We start from the raw sequence: 21,638 nt of genomic DNA on the forward strand, positions 1-21,638 counted from the left end.
GAGACCCCTGCAGGCGTGGGGGCCAGCCTTTGAAATTACCATACCCCCTCACCCCATGAACGCTTCCGCCCCGGTCGACCCCACCCGCTGCCCCCTGTGCGGCCACGACAACCGCTGTGCGATGGAGCTTGAACGCGCCACCGGCCAGGCCCAGCCGCCGTGCTGGTGCACCACCACCACCTTCCCGCCCGAACTGCTGGATCGCCTGCCCGAGGCGGCGCGGGGCCAGGCCTGCATCTGCGCCGCCTGCGTGGCGGCCCACCGGGACGCGCCCGGCCCATGAGCGACGGCAGCGTGCAGGCCCTGCGCGAGCGCCATGGCGAGCGCTACCGCTGGCTGCTGCTGCTGTCGGTGATGGTGGGGACGATGGCGTCCATCATGTCCTCGACCATCATCAATGTGGCCATTCCGGACATGAGCCACCACTTCACGCTGGGCCAGGAACGCGCGCAGTGGGTGAGCTCGGGCTTCATGGCGGCCATGACCGTGTCGATGCTGACCACGCCGTGGCTGCTGGCGCGCTACGGCTACCGCACCACCTACGCCGGCTGCATGTGGCTGCTGCTGGCCGGCGGCGTGGCGGGCGGGCTGGCCAACGACTACCCGCTGGTGCTGGCTGCGCGGGTGGCCGAGGGGCTGGCGGCCGGTGTGGTGCAGCCGATCCCGGCCATCATCATCCTGCGCGCCTTCGAACCCAGCGAGCAGGGGCGTGCCAGCGGCATCTTCGGCATGGGCGTGGTGCTGGCCCCGGCGCTCGGGCCCAGCATCGGCGGCCTGCTGGTGGACGGCTTCGGCTGGCGGTCCATCTTCTTCATGGTGGTGCCGTTCTGCCTGGCCTCGCTGTGGCTGGCGCGGCGTTATGTGCCGGATGTGGCGCCCGGCGGCCAAGCGGCCAATCCGCAGGGCGCCGCGCTGGACTGGCGCGGGCTGCTGCTGGCCGCTGCCGGCACGCTGTGCCTGCTCAACGGTCTGGTGGAACTGCAGGGCGGCACACCGCTGGCCGCCACGGTGCTGCTGGGTTCGGCCGCCGCGCTGCTGGTGGGCTTCGTGGCGCTGCAGCGCCGCACGCTGCAGGCCCGGCGGCGCCATCCGGACCAGGGCATCGACCCGCTGATGAACCTCTCGCTGTTCGCCGACCGGCGTTTTGCCATGGGCAGCATCGTGGCCTTCATCTACGGCGTGGCCCTGTTCGGCTCGACCTACCTGCTGCCGGTGTTCATGCAGCTGGGGCTGGGCCTGTCGGCCTCGTATGTGGGCACCATCCTGCTGCCAGCCGGGCTGGTGCTGGCGGTGTGCATCGCGGTGGTCGGGCGGCTGGCCGACCGCCAGCCCACGCACCGGCTGGTGGGCATCGGCCTGGTGCTGCTGGCGGCCTCGTTCGCGCTCATGACCACCATCCGGCTGGAACACCCGACCCGGATCGTGCCGCTGCTGGTGGTCTGGGCCATCCTGGGCCGCATCGGCCTGGGCTTCATCCTGCCCTCGCTCAACATCGGCGCCATGCGCGGGCTGGAGCGGCACCACATCCCGCAGGGGTCGAGCGTGATCAACTTCCTGCGCATGCTGGGGGGGGCGGCCGGGGTGAGCCTGTGCGGCATCGTGCTGGAGTGGCGGCTGGCCGCGCGCGGCGCCGGTCTGGATGCCGCCGCCAGCACCCCGGCCCGCATCGCCGCCTTCGACGACACCTTCCTGATGCTGGCCGGCATCTGTGTCCTGGCGCTGGTGGCCGCCTTGCGGCTGCGCGACAGGCCTTGAGGGAGAATGACCGGATGTGTCAGCTGCTCGGCCTGAACTGCGCCACCCCCACCGACGCCACCTTCAGCTTCACCGGCTTCCGGGAGCGGGGCGGCCACACCGACCACCATGCCGACGGCTGGGGCATAGCCTTCTTCGAGGGCAAGGGTCTGCGGCTGTTCATCGACCATGAAAGCGCGGCCCAGTCGCCCATGGCGGCCTTCCTGCAGGCCTACCCGCTCAAGAGCCGCAACATCATTGCCCATGTGCGCAAGGCCACGGTGGGCGAGGTCGCCCTGGAGAATGCCCACCCCTTCGTGCGCGAGCTGTGGGGCCGGCAATGGGTGTTCGCCCACAACGGCGACCTCAAGGACTACCAGCCCCGGCTGCACAGCCATTTCCGTCCGGTGGGCAGCACCGACAGCGAACGTGCCTTCTGCTGGCTGATGCAGGAGCTGCACAAATCGCACGCCGCCCTGCCCTCGGTGGCGGAACTCACCCGCACCCTGCAGGAGCTGTTGCCGCAGATCCGCGCCTTCGGCACCTTCAACTGCCTGCTGTCCAACGGCGAGGCGCTGTGGGCCCACTGCAGCACGAACCTGCACTGGCTGGTGCGGCAGCACCCCTTCCAGGCCGCCACGCTCAAGGACTGCGACTGGACGGTGGACTTCGCCGCCGTCAACCAGCCCGGCGACCGCGCGGCGGTGATCGTCACCACCCCGCTGACCAGCGACGAGACCTGGCACGCGTTCGCGCCGAACGAGCTCAAGGTGTTCGTGGACGGGCTGCCGCTGGAGCTCGGTGCATGAACGCGTGGCTGGCCCTCGGGGTGGCGATCGCGGCGGAAGTGATCGGCACCAGCGCGCTCAAGGCCAGCGAAGGTTTCACCAGGCCCTGGCCTTCGCTCGTGGTCGTGGTGTCCTACGCGGTGGCGTTCTATGGCCTGTCGCTGGTGCTCAGGACCATTCCGGTGGGCATCGCTTACGCCGTGTGGTCGGGACTGGGCATCGTGCTGATCACGCTGGCGGCCTGGGTGCTGTATGGCCAGCGCATCGATCTGGCCGGACTGATCGGCATGGGGCTGATCGTGGCCGGCGTGCTGGTGCTCAACCTGTTTTCCAAGGCCTCAGCGCACTGACCCGACGGTCCCGCAGGCCCCGGTCTGCGGCCCGGTCCATCAGCCGCCCCGGCGCCGCTGCTCGCGCAGCATGAACAGGTAGAGCCCTTCCACCTTGTCGCGCGCCCACGGGGTCTTGCGCAGGAAGCGCAGGCTGGAATTCACGCTGGGGTCGACATTGAAGCAGCGCACCGGAATGCGTTCGCCCAGACCGTCCCAGCCATAGAAGTCCGCCAGGGCCGTGACCATGGCCTCCAGCGTGACGCCGTGCAGCGGGTTGTTGGGCTGCGCCGGGGCGGTCATGCCAGGGCCGCTTCCAGCGCATCCACGAACATGGCCGGCACGTCGAAGCCGGTCTGCTGCTGGATCTCCTGGAAGCAGGTCGGGCTGGTGACATTGATCTCGGTCACCTTGTTGCCGATCATGTCCAGGCCCACCAGCAGCAGGCCGCGCGCGGCCAGCACCGGTGCGATGGCCTCGGCCACGGCACGGTTCTCGTCGGACAGCGGCTGGGCCACGCCCTTGCCGCCGGCAGCCAGGTTGCCGCGCACCTCGTTGCCTTGCGGAATGCGGGCCAGCACGAAGGGCGCCACCTTGCCGCCGATCAGCAGCAGGCGCTTGTCGCCCTGGGCGATCTCCGGCAGGTAACCCTGCACCATGACGCTGGTGGCCCCGCCCTGGTTGAGCGTCTCGATGATCGAACCCAGGTTCATGCCGTTGTCGGTGACCCGGAAGATGCCCATGCCGCCCATGCCATCCAGGGGCTTGAGGATGATGTCGCGGTGCTCGGCGTGGAAGGCGCGAATGGCATCGGCCGAGCGCGTCACCAGGGTGGGCGGCGCGAACCGGCCGAACTCCATGAGCGCCAGCTTCTCGGGGTGGTCGCGCAGGGCGCGCGGGCTGTTGAAGACGCGGGCGCCCTCACGCTCGGCCTGCTCCAGCAGGTGGGTGGCGTAGAAGAACTCGCTGTCGAACGGCGGGTCCTTGCGCATCAGGATGGCGGCAAAGTCGCGCAGCGGCCGGCGGCCGGTGGTCTTCACATCGAACCATGCGTGCTCGCGGCCGGTGAGCGTGATCTCGCGCACCTCGGCGCTCACCACACCGCCGGTCTGCCACTGCAGGTGCTGCGGCTCGCAGGCTGCCAGCGCATGGCCACGGCGCTGCAGCTCGCGCATCATGGCGAACGTGGTGTCCTTGTAGGTCTTGAAGGATTCGAGCGGGTCGGCAACGACGAGGATGGTCTTCATGCGGTTCAGGCTTTCTTGGGCAGGCCGTACTGTTGCACAAACAGCGCGATGGCGCCGGCCACCACGCCCCAGAAGGCCGAGCCGATGCCGGCAATCACCACACCGCTGAGCGTGACCAGAAAGGTGATCAGCGCGGCTTCGCGGTGGCGATCGTCGTGCAGAGCGGCCTGCAGCCCGCCACCGATGGTGCCCAGCAGCGCCAGTCCGGCAATCGCCAGCACCAGCTCGCGCGGAAACGCGATCAGCAGCCCCGTGACCAGCGCACCCACCAGCCCGATGGCCAGGTACAGCGCCCCGCAGACCACGGCGGCGGTGTAGCGCCTTTTCGGGTCCGGATGGGCTTCGGGCCCCATGCAGATGGCTGCGGTGATGGCGCTCAGGTTGAGGGCAAAGGCACCGAACGGGGCCAGCACCAGCGTGACCAGGCCGGTGAGCGTGACGAGGCGGGAGATCGGCATGTCGTACCCCGCGGCGCGGATGGCGGCCACCCCCGGCAGGTTCTGCGAGGCCATGGTCACGATGAACAGGGGCAGCGCCAGGCTCACGAAAGCCTGCACGCTGAATTCGGGTGCGGTGAACACCGGCCGCGCCCAGTCCAGGCTCACCGCGCCGGCCTGGAACTGCCCGTGCGACACCACCCACACCACCGACACCAGCAGCGTGAGCGGCACCGCGTAACGCGGGATCCAGCGCCGCCCCAGCAGGTAGGTCAGCAGCATCAGCACCACCAGGGGCAGCGCGGTCTGGGCGGCCACGAAGGCCTGCAGGCCGAACTTCGCCAGCACGCCGGCCAGCAGGGCCGAGGCGATGGCCATCGGGATGCGGTTCATGAGCCGCTCGAACAGGCCGCTGGCGCCGGCCAGCACGATGAGCACCGCGCACATCATGAAGGCCCCCACCGCCTGGCCCATGCTGAAGCCGCCGGCCAGACCGGCCGTGGCCAGCACCGCCGCGCCCGGCGTGCTCCAGGCCACCATGACCGGCTGGCGCAGCACCAGGGACGGCAGCGCCGAACACAGGCCCATGCCCAGGCACAGTGCCCACATCCAGGAGGTGATCATGTGGGCGTCGGCCCCGAAGGCCTGGGCGGCCTGGAACACGATGGCCACCGAACTGGTGAAACCCACCAGCACGGCCACGAAGCCGGCGGTGGCAGAGGACAGGCTCAGGTCACGGAAGAAGCGCATCCGGCCATTGTGCCGGCCGGTGCCGGGTGCCGATGCCGCCGCCGCGTCAGATCTCGACCTTGGAGCCCAGCTCGATCACCGCATTGGCCGGCAGGTTCAGGAAGGCCGCGGCCGCGCCGGCGTTGTGGTGCATCTGCGCAAACAGCTTCTCGCGCCACGGCGCCATGCCGCTGCCCAGGGTGGGCGTGACCACGTCGCGCGAGAGGAAATAGCTGGTGGTCATGGGCTCCAGGTCGCAGCCCCGGCCGCGCAGGCCCTGCAGCGCCTTGGGGATGTCGGGGTCGTTCTTGAAGCCGTAGTTCACCGTCACGGCCCAGCAGTCGCGTCCGAGCGATTCCACCTGCACCCGCTCGTCCAGGCCGACCCAGGGCACCTCGTGGCTGCGCACCGTGACGAACAGGTTCTGCGCATGCAGCACCTTGTTGTGTTTGAGGTTGTGCAGCAGCGCATTGGGCACGATGCCCGGCTCGGCCGACAGGAACACCGCCGTGCCCTCCACCCGCTGGGGCGGACTGACGAACACCGCGTCGAGGAAGGACGAGAGCTCGATCGCATCCGCCTCGTGCGCCTTGCGCATCAGGGCACGTCCCTGCTTCCAGGTCATCATCAGCATGAACACCACGCCGCCGATGACCAGCGGGAACCAGCCGCCGTCGAACAGCTTGAGCAGGTTGGAGCTGAAGAAGGCCAGATCGATGACGAAGAACACGCCGGTGGCCGCCACGCACAGCCACAGCGGGTACTTCCAGCCGTAGCGGATGACGAAGAAGGTCAGCACCGTGGTGATGAGCATGTCCAGCGTGACCGCAATGCCGTAGGCCGCTGCCAGGTTGGAGGACGACTTGAACATCACCACCGCCAGCACGATGGCGGTGAACAGCGCCCAGTTGACGAAGGGGATGTAGATCTGCCCGGTGTCTCGCACGCTGGTGTGGCGCAGGTTCAGGCGGGGCAGGAAGCCCAGCTGCACCGCCTGCTTGGTCACGCTGAAGGCGCCCGAAATCAGGGCCTGCGAGGCGATGACGGTGGCCATGGTGGCCAGCCCCACCAGGGGCAGCAGCGCCCACTCGGGCGCCATGTTGAAGAACGGGTTCTTCACCGCTTCCGGGTTGTCCAGCAGCAGCGCACCCTGACCGAAGTAGTTCAGCGTGAGCGCCGGCATGACGATGCTGAACCAGGCCACGCGGATCGGCTTCTTGCCGAAGTGGCCCATGTCGGCGTACAGCGCCTCGCCGCCGGTGACGCACAGCACCACCGCGCCCAGGATGATGAAGGTGGTGCCCGGCTGCTCGATCATGAAGCGCAGCGCATGGTGCGGGCTGATGGCGCCGAGGATCTCGGGGTGATGGACGATGTGGCTGATGCCCAGCAGCGCAATGGCGGCAAACCACACCAGGGTGATCGGGCCGAAGAACTTGCCGATGCCGCCGGTGCCGCGCTTCTGCACCGCGAACAGCGCAAACAGCACCAGCAGGGTGATGGGCAGCACGTAGCGCTTGAAGTGCGGCGACACCACCTCCAGGCCCTCCACCGCCGACAGCACCGAGATGGCCGGGGTGATGACGCCGTCGCCATAGAACAGCGAGGTGCCGAAGATGCCGATGACCACCAGGGTGGAGCGCAGGCGGGGCTTGTCCTTCACCGCCGTGGAGGCCAGCGCCAGCATGGCGATCAGGCCGCCCTCGCCGCCGTTGTCGGCCCGCAGCACCAGCACCACGTACTTCAGGGAGACGATGGTGGTGAGCGTCCAGAAGATGATGGACAGCACGCCATACACGTTGGCATGGGTGAAGGGCACATGGCCGGAGCCGAAGATTTCCTTGACGGCGTACAGCACGCTGGTGCCGATGTCGCCATAGACCACGCCGATGGCGCCCAGGGTGAGCGCGGCCAGAGATGATTGCGAGCGGGACACACGGGAACCCCGCAGCGCGGCGGGGCTTTTGTCGCGAAGCCGCCATTCTGCCCCCGTCTGCTGCATTGCAGCAACCGGGAGGAAGGCCTAAACCGGCCGGCGGTTCAGTCGTAGTTCTCGGCTTCGGGGTCGGTGGCTTCGAGCTCGTAGCTCGCCGCCAGCATGGCCAGCCGGCCGATCACGCCGTACATGTAGAAGCGGTTGGGCACGCTGGCGCCGGGCTTGGCCCCGGGCTGCGGCAGCTGGGCGCTCTGCTCGAAGGCCAGCGGCACGAAGCTAGACCCGGGGGCATTGAGGTTCTCGTCCACCCCCCGGTCGGCGTGGATGCGGTAGAAGCCGCCCACCACGTAGCGGTCCATCATGTAGACCACCGGCTCGGCCACGGCGCTGTTGATGCGCTCGTGGGTGAGCACGCCTTCCTGGATGAGCACCTCGCTGACCGCGCGACCGCCCTGGGCCGTGGCCATGCGGGCGCGGGCCTGGGGCGACAGGGCATCGATGTCCTTGGCGTCGCGCACCGTCATGATGCCCATGCCGCCGGTGCCGTTGTCGGCCTTGACCACCACGAACGGCTTCTCGTTGATGCCGTATTCCTTGTACTTGCGGCGCACCTTGGTCAGCAGGGCATCGGCATGGCTGCGCACGCACTCCAGGCCGTGGGCCTCGTTGAAGTCGACTTCGCCGCACTGGCTGAACATGGGATGGATCAGCCAGTGGTCCATGCCCAGCAGCTTGCCGAAGCGCTTGGCCACTTCCTCGTAGGCCTTGAAGTGGGTGCTCTTGCGGCGGGTGGCCCAGCCGGCGTGCAGCGGCGGCAGCAGGTACTGCTCGTGCAGGTCTTCCAGGATGCCCGGCACACCGGCCGAGAGATCGTTGTTGAGCAGGATGGTGCAGGGATCGAAATTCTTCAGGCCCAGGCGGCGCTTGCTGCGCAGCAGCGGCTCCAGCACGATGCTGCCGCCCCCCGGCAGCTCCTTGGTGACCGGCTCGGTGATGTCGTTGGACAGCGACCCCACCCGCACGTTCAGGCCGGCCATGTAGAAGATCTGCTGCAGCGTGGCCAGGTTGCTCAGGTAGAAACTGTCGGTGGTGTTCTCGGGCACCAGCAGCAGGTTCTTGGCCTCGGGGCAGATCTTCTCGATGGCGGCCATGGCCGCCTGCACCGCCAGCGGCAGCATTTCGGGCGTGAGGTGGTTCCAGCCACCGGGGTACAGATTGGTGTCGACCGGCGCCAGCTTGAAGCCGGCGTTTCGCACGTCCACCGAGCTGTAGAACGGCGGCGTGTGCTCCATCCACTCCAGCCGGAACCAGCGCTCGATCACCGGCGTGGACTCCAGGATGCGCTGTTCGAGTTCGTTGATGGGGCCGGTCAGGGCGGTGACGAGATGAGGAACCATGATCGGGGCTACGTGGGGCCTGCGGCCGTGCTTGCAAGGGCCTGAGCGCGCTCAGGTGCGGATTTCGCCTTCGCCCAGCACGACGTACTTCAGCGAAGTGAGTCCCTCCACACCCACCGGGCCACGGGCATGGAACTTGTCGGTGCTGATGCCGATTTCGGCGCCCAGCCCGTACTCGAAGCCGTCGGCAAAGCGGGTGCTGGCATTGACCATGACGCTGGAGGAGTCCACCTCGCGCAGGAAGCGCTGGGCGTGGACGTGGTTCGTGGTCAGGATGGATTCGGTGTGGTGGCTGCCGTGGCGGTTGATGTGGGCGATCGCTTCGTCCAGCCCGTCGACCAACTTGATGCTGATCACCGGCGCCAGGTATTCCTCGCCCCAGTCCTGCTCGGTGGCGGGGGTCAGGTGCGCGCCCGGCACGCCGGCCAGCAGGGCCAGGCTCTCGGGACAGCCGCGCATCTCCACCCCCTTGGCCGCATACACCGCCCCGATGCGGGGCAGGAAGGCGGCCGCCACGCCGCGCGCCACCAGCAGGCTCTCGGTGGCGTTGCAGGGGCTGTACTTCTGGGTCTTGGCGTTGTCGGCCACGCGCACCGCCATGTCGATGTCGCACGGGTCGTCCACGTAGGTGTGGCAGTTGCCGTCCAGGTGCTTGATGACCGGCACCTTGGCCTCGGCGCTGATGCGCTCGATCAGGCCCTTGCCGCCGCGCGGGATGATCACGTCCACGTACTGCGGCATGGCGATGAGCTGGCCGACGGCAGCACGGTCGGTGGTGGGCACCAGCTGCACTGCATCGGCCGGCAGGCCGGCGTCGGTGAGGGCCTGCTGCACCAGGGCCGCCAGGGCGCGGTTGGAGTCGATGGCTTCCGAGCCGCCGCGCAGGATGCAGGCGTTGCCGCTCTTGATCGACAGGCTGGCGGCTTCGATGGTCACGTTGGGGCGGCTCTCGTAGATCATGCCGAACACCCCGATGGGCACCCGCATCTGGCCGACCCGGATGCCGCTGGGCATCTGCCGCAGGCCGGAGATCTCGCCAATGATGTCGGGCATGGCGGCCAGCTGCTCGCAGCCCAGGGCGCAGGTCTCGATGACCTTGGGGGTCAGCTTGAGCCGGTCGACCATGGGTTCGGCCAGGCCGGCGGCGCGGGCTCGGGTCAGGTCGAGCTCGTTGGCGGCCTGCAGGCTGGGGACACTGGCCCGCAGCAGCCGCGCCAGGCCCTGCAGCGCCGCCACCTTGGTGGCCGCACCGGCCCGGGCCATGTGCCGCGAGGCAGCCTGGGCCTGCTGGCCCAGGGTGTGCATGAGTTCGGTGGTGTTGCTGGCGTTCATGCCCCCGATTGTCTCACCCAGCCCGGTATCGGGAGCCAGGCCAGGCGATCAGAACGGGTAGTGGCGCGGCGTGGTCTGGATGGTGATCCAGCGCAGCTCGGTGAACTCGGCCACACCGGCCTTGCCGCCGAAGCGGCCGAAGCCGCTGCCCTTGACGCCGCCGAACGGCATCTGGGCCTCGTCGTGCACCGTGGGGCCATTCACATGGCAGATGCCGCTGTCGATCTTGCGGGCCACGTTGTACGCGCGGGCGATGTCGCGGCCGAACACCGAGGCCGAGAGGCCGTACTCGTTGTCGTTGGCGCAGGCAATGGCCTCTTCGGTGTTCTTCACCCGCACGATGCACTTGAGGGGCGCGAAGGTTTCCTCGCGGTAGACGCGCATGGCCGGGGTCACGTGGTCGAGCACGGTGGCCGGCATCAGGGTGTCCTGGCTCTTGCCGCCGCAGACCAGCTTGGCACCCTTGGCCAGGGCGTCGTCGATGAGTTCGTTGCAGAAATTCACCGTGGCCATGCCGATGACCGAGCCCAGCACCACCGGGTCCGGCTTGCGCGGGTCGCCCACCGGCAGGTTGCGGGCCTTGTCGCCGAACTTCTTCACGAAGTCGTCGGCGATCTTCTGGTCCACGATGATGCGCTCGGTGCTCATGCAGATCTGGCCGCTGTTGGCAAAACTGCCGAAGGCCGCGCCATTGACGGCATCGTCCAGGTCGGCGTCGTCGAGCACCACCATGGGGGCCTTGCCGCCGAGCTCCAGCACCACCGGCTTGAGGTAGCGGGCGCAGGTGCCGGCAATGATCTTGCCGACCTTGGTGGAGCCGGTGAAGTTGACGCGGCGCACGGCCGGGTGCGACACCATGGCTTCCACCACGGCACCGGCATCGGCCGGGGCGTTGGTGATGTAGTTCACCACGCCGGGCGGAAAGCCGGCGTCCTCGAACGATTCGATGATCAGCTGGTGGGTGCGCGGGCAGTTCTCGCTGCCCTTGAGCACCACGGTGTTGCCACAGGCAATGGGCACGCAGATGGCGCGCACGCCCAGGATCACCGGCGCGTTCCAGGGCGCGATGCCCAGCACCACACCGGCCGGCTGGCGCACCGCCATGGCCATGGAGCCGGGCACGTCGGAGGGGATCAGCTCGCCGCTGATCTGGGTGGTCAGGCCGGCGGCCTCGCGGATCATGCCGGCGGCCAGCATGCAGTTGAAGCCGGCCCACATGGCGGTGGCACCGGTCTCGGCGGCCATGGCCTCGATGAAGCGCGGCGTCTTGGATTCCAGCGCATCGGCGGCCTTGAGCAGCAGCGCGCGGCGGGTGCCGGGGCCGGTCTCGCTCCAGGTCTTGAAGGCTTCGGCCGCGGCTTCCACCGCCATCACCGCATCGGCGGCACTGGCCGCCGGGGCGCGCGTGGCCACCGAGCCGTCGAGCGGGTTGCGGCGCTCGAAGGTGGCGCCTTTTTCGGCCGTGACCTTCAGGCCGTTGATGAGCATGGACAGATCGGACATGGGTTTCTCCTGAGGAATGGGGGTGAAATTCAGGCGGTGGCGGCGGCCGGCTTCTTCGCCGGCTCGCTGCCGGCACCGAGGTAGGCCTCGCGGATGACGCTGGAGCGGGCCAGCAGCCGGGCCGGGCCGCTGGCCACCAGGCTGCCGCGCTCCAGCACGTAGCCGCGGTCGGCCACGGCCAGCGCCTTGCGCACGTTCTGCTCGACCATGAGCACGGTGGTGCCGGCGTCGGCGATGCGGCGGGCAATCGCCAGCAGCTCGTCCACCATGCGCGGCGCCAGGCCGAGCGAGGGTTCGTCGAGCATGAGCAGGCGCGGGGCGGACATCATGGCCCGGGCCACGGCCACCATCTGCTGCTCGCCGCCGCTCATGGTGCCGGCCAGCTGCTGGGCGCGTTCGCGCAGCTTGGGGAAGTCGGCAAAGGCCTGTTCCAGGCGGCGGGCGCGTTCGGCCTTGGGGCAGAGCCAGCCGCCGAGTTCCAGGTTCTCGGTGACGGTGAGCTGCGGGAACAGCTGCCGGCCCTCGGGCACCAGGGCCACGCCGGCCTGCACGATCTCGTGGGTCTTTTCCGGCAGGTCGGCACCGTTCAGGCGAACATCGCCCTGGCGGCGGATCAGGCCGTTGAGGGCCTTGAGCAGGGTGGTCTTGCCGGCGCCGTTGGGGCCCAGCACCACGGTCAGGCCGGGGCGGATGTCGAGCTCGATGTCGCGCAGCACCAGGAAGGCGCCGTAGCCGGCGCTCAGGCCATGCACCTTGAGGTGGGCGCGATCCGAGCCACCGAGCTCGAAGGGTTGGGGGCGGTACCACATCATGCGGCGGCTCCAGCGGTTTCGTCGGTGGCCATCTCGTCGCCCAGGTAGGCCTCGATCACCTCGGGATCGCGCACCACCTCGGCCGGCGTGCCGTCGGCGATCTTGCGGCCCTGGTGCAGCACGATGACCCGCTCCACATGGCGCAGCAGCGTGGTCACCGCGTGCTCGATCCAGACCACGGTGAGGTCGAGTTCGTCGCGCAGGCGGCGGATCAGCAGGGCCATGTCCTCCACCTCGCTCTCGGTCAGGCCGGCGGCCACTTCGTCGAGCAGCAGCATGCGCGGGCGGGTGGCCAGGGCCATGCCGATCTCCAGCAGGCGCTGCTGCGACGGCGTGATGGCGGCGGCCGGCAGATCGGCCTGGGCCGACAGGCCGATGAGGTTGAGGATGCTGTCGGCCGTGCGCAGCGCCCACGGCACCGAGGCTTCCTCGCCCCAGAGCCAGTAGCGGCGCGGGCGGCGGCCGGCGAACTTCAGGCCGAACTCGATGTTCTCGCGCACCGCCATGTCGGCAAAGGTGCGCGGCGTCTGGAAGGTGCGGGCCAGGCCGTTGGCCGCGAACCGGTGCGGGCCGCGGCCGCTCAGGTCGCGCCCGGCCACCACCAGGCGACCGCTGGTGGGGCGGGTGACGCCGGAGATGGCATTGAAGAAGGTGGTCTTGCCGGCGCCGTTGGGCCCGATGATGCCCACCAGCTCGCCCGGCATGAAGGTGGCCGACACGGCGTCCACGGCGGTCAGCCCGCCGAAGCGCACCGTCACCTCGGCGGCCTGCAGCAGGGGTTCAGTAGCCATGGCGACGCTCCCGCAACTGCTTCTCGCGCGCCTCGCGCCGGCGCCGCTCGCCATTGAGCTCGTCGCGCAGGTCGGCCCAGCCGGCCCTGATGTCACGGCCCCAGCCGCGGAAGGTCTCGGCGCGCACCGAGGCCAGGCCGCCCGGCAGGTACAGCACCGAGAGGATCAGCAACAGACCCAGCGACATCATGTAGACCTGCGGCACCTGCAGGCGCAGGGTCTCGGCCAGCACGCTGAACACGATGGCCGCGATCAGCGGGCCCCACAGCGTCATGGCACCGCCGATGAGGGCGATCAGCACCGTCTGGAAACCGATGAAGGGGTTGAACACGGTGTGCGGGTCGATGTAGGTCCAGCGCACGCTCATGGCCGCGCCCACGGCGCCGGCCACCGCGGCCGTGAGCGCAAAGCCGGCGATCTTGATCAGTCGGGTGTTCACCCCCAGCGTCTGGGCCCGCTGCTCGTCGGCGCCGATGCCCAGCATGGCCAGGCCGAAGCGGGTGCGGCGGATGACGATGGACAGGGCCACCGCCAGCACCGCCAGCAGCAGCACGGTGTAGTACACGGTGCTGGCCTCGGGCACCACCATCAGCACCCGGCCCACGGTGCCGGTGACGCTTTTCTCGAAGTAGCTGATGGCATGGCGGATGAGCTCGGTCATGCCGAAGGTCAGCACCGCAAAGTAGGTGCCGCGCAGGTGCAGCACCGCCGCGCCCATGACGATGGCCACCGCCGCCGCAATGAGCGCACCCAGCAGCACTGCCTGGGCCCAGGGCATGTGCTCCAGCGAGAGCGCACTGGTGTACGCGCCGATGCCGAAGAAGGCCGAGGTGGCCAGCGACAGGTAGCGGGTGGTGCCGCAGAACAGCGACCAGCTCGACGAGAGCGCCACATACATCAGGCAGGTCAGTGCCATGGAGGTGACGAACTCGCTGGCAAAGCCGGGCAGGGCCACGGCCCAGCCGGTCAGGCCGAACAGGACCAGCAGGTCGCGGATGAGGATCTGGCGGGCGTTCATGCTTTGCGGGTCTTTCGGGCGAACAGTCCTTCGGGCCGCAGCAGCAGCACGCCGATGAACACCACATAGCTCAGCAGGGCCTTGAGCGACGGGTTGGTGAAATGCATGCCGAGTGCCTCGATCACGCCCAGCAGCAGGCCGCCGGCCAGTGCGCCACCCATGCTGCCGAAGCCGCCCAGGGTGATGACGATCAGCGCGGTCACGGTGTAGGGCTCGCCCATGGACGGGCTGATGGTGTAGGCCATGGACAGCAGGCAGCCGGCCACGCCCGAGAGGCCCAGGCCGATGCCGAACATCAGCGGGTGCAGGCGGCGGGTGTCGATGCCCACCAGCTGCGCACCCACCGGCGACTGCATCAGCGCCCGCACCCCCTTGCCCAGCAGCGTCATGCGCAGCAGCACGATCAGCGCGCCGGCAAACAGCAGGGCGAGCGCGAACACCAGCAGCTTGTTGACCGCGAACTGCGCCTGCCCGCCCGGCAGCGGAATGGACAGCGGCTGGGTCAGGAAGTCGTAGCCGCGCAGGTCGCCGCCCCAGATCCAGGAGATGGCGTTCTGCACCAGGAACATCAGGCCGAAAGCGACCATCAGGCCGCGCGCCTCGAACACGTCCAGGTTGGGCGAGGTGGCGGTGAGCCGGCGGAAGCACAGCCAGTGCACCGCCACGCCGATGCCCATGAGCAGGGCAAAGGAGACCGGAATCATCCACAGCGGCGAGAGCCCGAACGAGGTCTGCACCATCCAGGTGACGAAGGCGCCCACCATCAGGAACTCGCCGTGCGCGATGTTGAGGATGCGCATCAGCCCGTACTGCAGGTTCAGGCCCAGGGCCACCAGGGCATAGATGCCCCCGGTGATGAGACCGGAGGCGATCAGCTCAAGCCACGAGGAGAACGACATCACTTCCAGGCAGGCTTGTTCGGGTTGAGCTTGGCGGTGGCGATCTTGGCCGGCCACACCACCTCGAACTCGCCGTTCTGCCACTGGCCCACGCTGCCCGGGGTGCCCACGTTCTCGCTGCCCTGGAAGCGAATGTCGCCCAGGATGGTCTTGTGGGTGGTGTTGGCCACATAGTCACGGATGGCCTTGCGGTCCAGACCCTGCGCCTTGACGGCCGCGGTCAGGATTTCCAGGCCGGCCCAGCAGGCGCCGCTGGCCCAGCGGTCCGGTTCCTTCTTCTGGCTGGCCACGTGGGCGTCGAAATAGGCCTTGGCGCCGGGGCTGGTCTTGCTGTTCCAGCTGCCCATGCCCAGCACACCCTCGGCACCGGCGGCGGTGATGACGTTCTTGTACAGCGGGAAGGCGGTGCCCACCGAGGCGTAGAAGAACTTCGGGTTGAAGCCGATCTCCTTGGCCTGGCGGCTGGCCAGGATGGTGTCGGGCGGGTAGGTGAAGCCGATGAAGGCGTCGGGGTTCTTGTCCTTGATGGAGCGCAGCGTGGGCGAGAGGTCCTTCACGCCGCCGGGGTAGCTCTTGTCCTCCACCAGCTGGATGCCGGTGCCCTGCAGCGCCACCTTGAGCGCGGCGTAGTTCTCCAGCCCGAACAGGTCGTCCACATAGATGCAGGCCACGGTCTTCACGCCGTTGGCCTTGAGCATGTCGACCACCGCATCGCACATGGGCTTGGGCTGCTGCAGCAGCGAGAAGAAGAACGGCAGCTTCATCTCGATCAGGCGTCGCGACAGCGCGGTGGGCGCCAGGAACGGGTAGCCGAAGCGGTTGGCCAGCGGCGCAGTGGCGAAGTTGGCGTTGCTGCCCCAGGGCGGCAGCACCAGGTCGACCTTGTCGCTGCCCATGAGCTTTTCATAGGTGCGCACCACGGTTTCCACGTCGCTGCGGTCGTCGCTGCTGACCAGCTCGATGCGGCGGCGCACGCCCTTCACGTCCAGGCCGCCGGCCGCATTCTGCTGCTCGGCCCACAGCAGGTAGTTGGGTTCCTGGCTGGTCTGGGCACCGCCGGTCCACGGACCGGTGCGCGACATGGAATAGCCCACGCGAACGGGGGCGGACTGGGCCAGCAGCTGCGGCGCGACCGACAGGGCACCCACCGCGGCGGCGGTGCGCTGGATCATGACTCGGCGGTTCGGGTTCACCATGGTGTTGTCTCCGGTTGTGGTTGGACTGACCTTGTCATGGTAGGTGGCCGACCTGTTTTGCGCTTGGCTGGCGGCGCACTACCTGTTTGATCAATCGTGCATGGGCCTCAGGGTTTACCCCGGTGCGATGACCCGGCGCGGGACAGCGCCGCGGAGCGTCCGGATAATCCCCCGGCCATGTCCGACACCCCCAGCATGAACACCGACCACATCGCGCCCGCCGAGCGCGCGGCGGTGTGGCGCGACTGGATCTGGACCCACTTCGGCGGACTGGAGTCCGACCTGTACGGCGACGACAGCTTCGACGGCCGCATGGCCGCCTCGCACGCGGGCGACGTCATCCTCACCCGGCTCGAAGCGAACCGGCACCGCGTCATCAAGAGCCCGCGCATGGCCCAGGCGGCCGACCGGGCTTACCTCAAGATCGTGGCGCCCTGGCAGGGCAGCGCCGGCGTGCAGCAGATGGGCCGGCAGACCTGGGTGCGCCCGGGGGGCTGGGCCATCTACGACACCTCGGGCGACTACGAGGTGGCCAACCCGGAGCGGGTGGAGCACCTGATCGTCATGCTGCCCAAGGACGAGCTGGCCGAACGCGGCCTGCGCCTGGAGCCGCTGATGGCCCGGCATGTGGGCGGCGTGAGCGGCATTGCGCGGGTGGCCCTGGAGACCATGCGCACCACCTACCAGGAGCTGCCGGGCATGAGCGAGACCGCCGCCCGCGGTGCCGGCGAACTCATCCTGCAGCTGGTGCGGCTGTCGCTGCAGGAACTGGCCGGCCGGGCCGATGCCACCACCCAGCTGCAGGCCTTCCGCGACCGCATCCGGCTGCACATCGGCCAGCACCTGCGCGACCCGTCGCTCACGCTCGACCAGATCGCCAGCTCGCTCAACTGCAGCAAGCGGCACCTGCACAACGCCTTTCAGGACGAGGAAGACACACTGGCGCACTACATCCAGCGCCAGCGCATCCAGGGCTGCATGCGCGAACTGGCCGATCCGGCGCGGGCGCGGCGCACCATCACCGACATCGCCCTTTCATGGGGCTTCAACAGCACGGCCCATTTCAGCCGGGTGTTCCGCGAGCACACCGGCCGCTCGCCCAGCGACTGGCGGGCCAGCGCCCTGGGCCATCTGGCCTGAGCGCCGGGCAGGCCTCAGCGCAGGGCGCAGCCCTGGGCCACCTTCATGGCCAGCTGGTGCAGGGCCAGCCACGGATCGGCCGGCCAGCCCGGGAACTTCAGGCCCTTGGCGATGCCGTCCACCACATGGGCATCGTCCAGCCAGCGCGCCAGCGTGGCCGGCGCCAGCAGCGGCAGCAGCCGCTCCATGAGCTTCTCGCGCACGCCCCACACGCGGCTCTCGCGCAGCGCCACCGGCAGTGGCCGGCCGTCGTCCATGGCGGCGCGCACCCGGTTGAGGGTGCGGATGTCTTCGGCCAGCGCGTAATGCACCAGCACCGGCGTCTCACCCTCGGCCTGCAGGCCGTCCAGCATGCGCTGCACCCGGTGCACCTGACCGCCCAGCACGGCCTCGGCCAGCTTGAATGCGTCGTAGCGCGCCACGTTGAGCACGGCGGCTTCCACCTGCGCAAAACCGAGTTCGCCCGGCGGGTGCAGCAGGGCGAGCTTCTGGATCTCCTGGTGGGCGGCCAGCAGGTTGCCTTCCACCCGGTCGGCGAAGAACTGCAGGGTGCGCTGACCTTCATCACCGGCCACCACGCGCTGACCCTGGGCCTGCAGCCGCTGCGCGATCCAGGCCGGCAGGGCCTTGCGGTCCACCGGATCGAGCTTGACGGTCACACCATGGGCGTCGAGCGCCGCAAACCAGGCCGACTTCTGGGTGGCCATGTCCAGCCGGGGCAGCAGCACCAGCAGCAGGGTGCTGTCGTTGCCGTCGGCCGATTCGGCCAGTTGCTGGAGGGCCTGCGAACCGTCCTTGCCCGGCTTGCCGGACGGAATGCGCACCTCGATGAGCTGGCGGTCGGCGAACAGGCTGAGCGACGCGCCGCTGGCCAGCACGCCGCTCCAGTCGAAATGCGCGCCCGCCACGGTGTGCACCGTGCGTTCGGTGTAGCCCTGGGCCCGCGCGGCAGCGCGGATGGCATCGGCCGCCTCCTGCACCAGCAGCGGGTCGTCGCCGTGCAGGGTGTAGAGGCTGCGCAGGCCGCGCTGCAGCTGTGCCGCCAGCTGGGGCGCAGCCACCTGCATCAGCGCACCTTCACCGTGGCCAGGCGCCGCACCACCTGCTGCACGATGTCGCTGGTCATGTCCTCGTACAGGCGGACCTCTTCGGCCGCCTTGGACAGGGCCACGGTCTCGTTGAAGCTGAGCTCGCGCTCGATCAGGATCTCGGTCTCGTCGATCAGGTCCCGACCGTCGGCGCTGCGCAGCCGGAACCGGAAGCGCACCCGCAGCTGCAGCTCGCGGATCTGACCGGCCGCCGTCTGACCCACCGCCGCCCGCTCGCGCTGGTCGGTGAGCACGGTGAGCACCACGTCGGGGCCGGGGGCGGGCACGCCGTTGACCGGGGGCGGCACCGGGTCGGCCCCGTTGACCGCCGGCAGCCCGTTCAGTCGCAGCTCGCGCCGCAGCTCGACGGCCACGGCATTGCCCTCCAGGCCGGCGATGCGCAGCGACGCAAAGTCGAACTTCGGCGCCTGCCGCAGGCGGAATCCGCAGCCGGCCAGCAGCAGGGCAGGCGCGGCCAGCAGCAGGGAACGGCGGTTGGACGGGCGGGCCATGTCAGACCACCACGTTGACCAGCCGGCCAGGCACCACCACCACCTTTTTCGGCGCGGCACCGGCAGCGGCTTTCTGGAAGGCTTCGCTGGCCAGGGCGGCGGCCTCGATGGCGGCCTTGTCGGCGCCGGCCGGCACGGTCACGCTGCCCCGCAGCTTGCCGTTGACCTGCAGCACCAGCTCGATCTCGTCCTGCACCAGGGCAGATTCGTCCACCGCCGGCCAGGGCGCATCCAGCAGCTCGCCCACGGCGCGGGCGTAGCCCAGTTCGGTCCACAGCGCGTGGGTGATGTGCGGGCAGGCCGGGTAGAGCATGCGCACCAGCAGCGACATGCCTTCGCAGCGCACGGCGGCATCACCGGGCGAGTCATCGAAGCTGAAGTCGTCCAGCGCATTGAGCAGCTTCATGCAGCCCGACACCACGGTGTTGTATTGCATGCGCTCATAGTCGTAGCTCACCTGCTTGAGCACCAGGTGCATCTCGCGGCGCAGCTTGCGGGCCTCGGGCCGCAGCGGGGCGCCGCTCAGGTCGGCCGCCGTGGCGGCGCGCAGCGCGTCGGCATGGCGATGGCCGAAGGCCCAGACCCGGCGCAGGAAGCGGTAGCTGCCCTCCACCGCCGCGTCGTTCCACTCCAGCGTGGCCTCGGGCGGCGCGGTGAACATGGTGTAGAGCCGCGCGGTGTCGGCGCCGTACTTCTCGATCAGGTCCTGCGGATCGACGCCGTTGTTCTTGGACTTGGACATGGTGCCCACGCCCTCGTAGTCGATGGGCGTGCCCACCGGCAATGCGCCCACCGCGTTCTTGAGCTTCGCCCCGACGATCTTGCCGCCCTCGTCCAGCACGTGTTCCACGTCGTGCGGCCAGAAATACTCCTTGCCGCCCTTGTCGGTGCGGCGCGAGTAGATATGGTTGAGCACCATGCCCTGGGTGAGCAGGCGGGTGAAGGGCTCGTCCACCTTCACCAGGCCCAGGTCGCGCATCACCTTGGTCCAGAAGCGCGCATACAGCAGGTGCAGGATGGCGTGCTCGATGCCGCCGATGTACTGGTCCATCGGCATCCAGTAGTCGGCACCGCCGGCCACCATCGCATCCGCATTCTTCGGATCGCAATAGCGCATGAAGTACCAGGACGAATCCACGAAGGTGTCCATGGTGTCGGTCTCGCGCCGCGCGGGCTTGCCGCAGCAGGGGCAGTCCACCTTCAGGAAGGCTTCGCACTTGTTGAGCGGGTTGCCGCTGCCGTCCGGCACCAGGTCCTCGGGCAGGCGCACCGGCAGGTCCTTTTCGGGCACCGGCACCGGGCCGCAGGCCTCGCAGTGGATGATGGGGATCGGCGTGCCCCAGTAGCGCTGGCGGCTGATGCCCCAGTCGCGCAGGCGGAAGGTGGTCTTCTTCTCGCCCAGGCCTTGTTCCGCCAGCAGCGACGCGACCTTGTCCACCGCAGCCTTCTGGTTCAGGCCGTCCAGCACGCCGGAGTTGACGCACACGCCACGCTGCTTGTCGCCGTACCACTCGGCCCAGGCATCGGTGCTGAAGGTCTCGCCCTGCACCGCCACCACCTGCCGGATGGCGATGCCGTACTTCTTGGCGAACGCGAAGTCGCGCTCGTCGTGGGCGGGCACGCCCATCACGGCGCCGTCGCCGTAGGTCATGAGCACATAGTTGCCGACCCACACGTCCACCTTCGCGCCGGTCAGCGGGTGGGTCACCTGCAGGCCGGTGGGCATGCCCAGCTTGTCCTGGGTGGCCAGTTCGGCCTCGGTGGTGCCGCCCTTCTTGCATTCCTCGATGAAGGCCGCGAGCTGGGGCTGGGTGGCGGCCGCATGCAGGGCCAGCGGATGCTCCGGCGCCACGGCGCAGAAGGTCACGCCCATGATGGTGTCGGCCCGGGTGGTGAACACGTACAGGCGACCGCCGTTGATCAGCGCGCCGTCGGCGCCGCGGATCTCGTGCGGGAAGGCAAATCGCACGCCTTCGCTCTTGCCGATCCAGTTCTCCTGCATCAGCCGCACCTTGTCGGGCCAGCCGTTGAGCGTGGCCTTGTCATTGCCCAGCTGCACATGGTCGAGCAGCTCGTCGGCATAGGACGTGATGTTGAGGTAGTAGCCCGGGATCTCGCGCTTCTCGACCACCGCACCGGTGCGCCAGCCCTTGCCGTCGATCACCTGCTCGTTGGCCAGCACCGTCTGGTCCACCGGGTCCCAGTTGACCACCTGGGTCTTGCGGTAGGCAATGCCCTTCTCGAGCATCTTGAGGAACAGCCACTGGTTCCACCGGTAGTAGTCGGGGTTGCAGGTGGTGACCTCGCGGCTCCAGTCGATGGCCAGCCCCATGGCCTGCATCTGCTGCTTCATGTAGGCGATGTTGTCGTAGGTCCACTTCGCCGGTGGCACACCGTTCTTGATCGCCGCGTTTTCGGCCGGCAGGCCGAAGGCGTCCCAGCCCATGGGCATGAGCACGTTGTAGCCATTCATGCGCAGGTGGCGCGTGAGCATGTCGTTGATGGTGTAGTTGCGCACATGGCCCATGTGCAGCTTGCCGCTGGGGTAGGGCAGCATGGAGCAGGCGTAGAACTTCTTCCTGCCGGCGTCTTCGGTCACACGGTAGGCGTCGCGGGCGTTCCAGTGGGCGTGCGCGGCGCGCTCGACGTCTTGATGGGCGTATTTGTCTTGCATGAAGCAGGGGACCGGCAAGGGGCCGGCAGCAATGGAATTCGATGGAGCGGGAGCGCAAGCGCCCGGCCCGGGCATA

20 protein-coding genes are annotated in these 21,638 nt (G+C 68.9%); 5 read left to right on the forward strand and 15 right to left on the reverse strand.

The features are described from left to right. Positions 1–55: 55 nt before the first annotated feature. Genes CAP38_RS11715 through CAP38_RS11730 form a run of 4 tightly spaced genes read left to right on the forward strand, consistent with a single transcriptional unit; the run spans position 56 to position 2,872 of the window. Positions 56–283, forward strand: a complete 228-nt coding sequence (locus tag CAP38_RS11715; RefSeq protein WP_086121582.1) for a cysteine-rich CWC family protein — start codon at positions 56–58, stop codon at positions 281–283. Then, positions 280–1,755, forward strand: coding sequence for an MFS transporter (locus tag CAP38_RS11720; RefSeq protein WP_086121583.1), 1,476 nt, complete (start codon positions 280–282; stop codon positions 1,753–1,755). The genes CAP38_RS11715 and CAP38_RS11720 overlap by 4 nt, the downstream gene beginning before the upstream one ends. 14 nt (positions 1,756–1,769) lie before the next feature. After that, the gene (locus CAP38_RS11725) at positions 1,770–2,543 is read left to right on the forward strand and encodes a class II glutamine amidotransferase (RefSeq protein ID WP_086121584.1); all 774 of its coding nucleotides are present in this window, start codon (positions 1,770–1,772) and stop codon (positions 2,541–2,543) included. Continuing rightward, positions 2,540–2,872, forward strand: coding sequence for a multidrug efflux SMR transporter (locus CAP38_RS11730; protein WP_086121585.1), 333 nt, complete (start codon positions 2,540–2,542; stop codon positions 2,870–2,872). The genes CAP38_RS11725 and CAP38_RS11730 overlap by 4 nt, the downstream gene beginning before the upstream one ends. 39 nt (positions 2,873–2,911) lie before the next feature. Here CAP38_RS11730 and CAP38_RS11735 read toward each other — a convergent pair whose 3' ends face one another. From CAP38_RS11735 to CAP38_RS11790, 12 genes are all read right to left on the reverse strand, one after another. Further along, positions 2,912–3,154, reverse strand: coding sequence for a VF530 family DNA-binding protein (locus CAP38_RS11735; RefSeq protein ID WP_086121586.1), 243 nt, complete (start codon positions 3,152–3,154; stop codon positions 2,912–2,914). Then, positions 3,151–4,098, reverse strand: coding sequence for a glutathione synthase (gene gshB, locus CAP38_RS11740; RefSeq protein ID WP_086121587.1), 948 nt, complete (start codon positions 4,096–4,098; stop codon positions 3,151–3,153). The genes CAP38_RS11735 and gshB overlap by 4 nt, the downstream gene beginning before the upstream one ends. Before the next feature lie 5 nt (positions 4,099–4,103). Next, positions 4,104–5,285 (reverse strand): benzoate/H(+) symporter BenE family transporter, encoded by a 1,182-nt coding sequence (locus CAP38_RS11745; protein ID WP_086121588.1) that lies wholly within the window; start codon positions 5,283–5,285, stop codon positions 4,104–4,106. 46 nt (positions 5,286–5,331) lie between these two features. After that, positions 5,332–7,200: a potassium transporter Kup gene (locus CAP38_RS11750; protein WP_086121721.1), complete on the reverse strand. Its 1,869-nt coding sequence runs from the start codon at positions 7,198–7,200 to the stop codon at positions 5,332–5,334. 104 nt (positions 7,201–7,304) lie between these two features. Further along, positions 7,305–8,597 carry a glutamate--cysteine ligase gene (gene gshA / locus CAP38_RS11755; protein WP_086121589.1) on the reverse strand — a complete coding sequence of 431 codons (1,293 nt, stop codon included), beginning with the start codon at positions 8,595–8,597 and terminating at the stop codon, positions 7,305–7,307. Positions 8,598–8,648: 51 nt separating this feature from the next. Then, positions 8,649–9,938, reverse strand: a complete 1,290-nt coding sequence (locus CAP38_RS11760) for a glutamate-5-semialdehyde dehydrogenase (RefSeq protein ID WP_256924445.1) — start codon at positions 9,936–9,938, stop codon at positions 8,649–8,651. A 39-nt stretch (positions 9,939–9,977) separates the two neighbouring features. Beyond that, positions 9,978–11,432 carry an aldehyde dehydrogenase gene (locus tag CAP38_RS11765; protein WP_086121591.1) on the reverse strand — a complete coding sequence of 485 codons (1,455 nt, stop codon included), beginning with the start codon at positions 11,430–11,432 and terminating at the stop codon, positions 9,978–9,980. Positions 11,433–11,461: 29 nt separating this feature from the next. Next, on the reverse strand, positions 11,462–12,244 hold the full coding sequence (locus CAP38_RS11770) for an ABC transporter ATP-binding protein (RefSeq protein ID WP_086121592.1): 783 nt from the start codon (positions 12,242–12,244) through the stop codon (positions 11,462–11,464). Further along, positions 12,241–13,035: an ABC transporter ATP-binding protein gene (locus tag CAP38_RS11775; protein WP_086121593.1), complete on the reverse strand. Its 795-nt coding sequence runs from the start codon at positions 13,033–13,035 to the stop codon at positions 12,241–12,243. Before CAP38_RS11775 ends, CAP38_RS11770 begins: the two co-directional genes overlap by 4 nt. Then, the gene (locus tag CAP38_RS11780) at positions 13,025–14,053 is read right to left on the reverse strand and encodes a branched-chain amino acid ABC transporter permease (protein ID WP_086121594.1); all 1,029 of its coding nucleotides are present in this window, start codon (positions 14,051–14,053) and stop codon (positions 13,025–13,027) included. The genes CAP38_RS11775 and CAP38_RS11780 overlap by 11 nt, the downstream gene beginning before the upstream one ends. After that, a complete protein-coding gene (locus CAP38_RS11785; protein WP_086121595.1) occupies positions 14,050–14,952 on the reverse strand; it encodes a branched-chain amino acid ABC transporter permease in 903 nt (300 codons plus the stop codon). Before CAP38_RS11785 ends, CAP38_RS11780 begins: the two co-directional genes overlap by 4 nt. Then, the gene (locus tag CAP38_RS11790; RefSeq protein WP_086121596.1) at positions 14,952–16,148 is read right to left on the reverse strand and encodes an amino acid ABC transporter substrate-binding protein; all 1,197 of its coding nucleotides are present in this window, start codon (positions 16,146–16,148) and stop codon (positions 14,952–14,954) included. The genes CAP38_RS11785 and CAP38_RS11790 overlap by 1 nt, the downstream gene beginning before the upstream one ends. A gap of 177 nt (positions 16,149–16,325) precedes the next feature. Here CAP38_RS11790 and CAP38_RS11795 point away from each other — a divergent pair, with 177 nt between their 5' ends. Next, positions 16,326–17,288: a helix-turn-helix domain-containing protein gene (locus CAP38_RS11795; protein WP_086121597.1), complete on the forward strand. Its 963-nt coding sequence runs from the start codon at positions 16,326–16,328 to the stop codon at positions 17,286–17,288. Positions 17,289–17,302: 14 nt separating this feature from the next. On the opposite strand, the gene holA is transcribed toward CAP38_RS11795, so the two are convergent. From holA to leuS, 3 genes are read right to left on the reverse strand one after another with little or no spacing between them, the layout of a single operon-like run. Then, the gene (gene holA / locus CAP38_RS11800; RefSeq protein WP_086121598.1) at positions 17,303–18,355 is read right to left on the reverse strand and encodes a DNA polymerase III subunit delta; all 1,053 of its coding nucleotides are present in this window, start codon (positions 18,353–18,355) and stop codon (positions 17,303–17,305) included. After that, the gene (gene lptE / locus CAP38_RS11805) at positions 18,355–18,888 is read right to left on the reverse strand and encodes an LPS assembly lipoprotein LptE (protein ID WP_086121599.1); all 534 of its coding nucleotides are present in this window, start codon (positions 18,886–18,888) and stop codon (positions 18,355–18,357) included. The genes holA and lptE overlap by 1 nt, the downstream gene beginning before the upstream one ends. Before the next feature lies 1 nt (position 18,889). Beyond that, positions 18,890–21,562 carry a leucine--tRNA ligase gene (leuS, locus tag CAP38_RS11810; protein WP_086121600.1) on the reverse strand — a complete coding sequence of 891 codons (2,673 nt, stop codon included), beginning with the start codon at positions 21,560–21,562 and terminating at the stop codon, positions 18,890–18,892. Positions 21,563–21,638: the final 76 nt, after the last annotated feature.

Source organism: Hydrogenophaga sp. IBVHS2, from assembly GCF_002127215.1.
Lineage (GTDB): Bacteria > Pseudomonadota > Gammaproteobacteria > Burkholderiales > Burkholderiaceae_C > Hydrogenophaga.